Annotated in this window: 1 protein-coding gene; it reads right to left on the reverse strand. The window is 42.1% G+C overall.

The window, feature by feature from the left end; translation table 11 throughout:
• Window positions 1-159: 159 nt before the first annotated feature.
• On the reverse strand, window positions 160-668 hold a 509-nt coding region (locus tag R7R78_RS26780), incomplete at its 5' end, for a type IV secretory system conjugative DNA transfer family protein (protein ID WP_225474694.1).

Raw genomic sequence — 668 nt, forward strand, 5'->3', positions numbered from 1 at the left:
AATAGTGCTGTGTGACTGGTTTTACGGGCAGTTGCGTACTGCAACCTGATAGGCTCACTGCTAGAATGCTAGCAGCTACGGAAAGTTTTACTTTCTTCAAATTTTTATTCCTTTTAAAAAAGAGGAGTGTCCCTGATTGGATACTCCTCGTTGATAAGCTTAACAATTTTGAATCAATTTCCAAAACATTGTTGAACGTTGATGAGTAACATGTTTTTTGCCATCAACGAAAAGAGAGTGGTGTTTCTCTAACTCTCGAACCATGTTTAACTGGTTTTCAAGCTCCTGTTTCGTTTTGGTGTTTAGAAGTTGCTCAACATCTTTGCTCTTTGGGTTGTTGAGGCGGTGAGCTATCCACGCTGTCATGTAATCGCTATAGCTATTCTCACTAGTTTGGAAGTGGTCCAGTCCCTGAGTTGACAATAGGCACCCTACCCCAAACTCACGCCCTTCTTTGAGTATTTTTCGCAAGCTCGGAAAATTATTCGCCATGAAGTTGTCCGCCTCGTCTACAAGCACTAGTTTTTTCAACGCTCGATTCTGACCAATTGGGCTTGGTTTTGGGGCTAGATGCATTTGTGTGTAGAACTGGTCTAAAAGTACCGCAACGATGAGATTTTGTAAGTTTGGATCAATACCACCCAATGTCACGACCACAACATTCCCAT

The organism is Vibrio sp. 2134-1, from assembly GCF_033339495.1.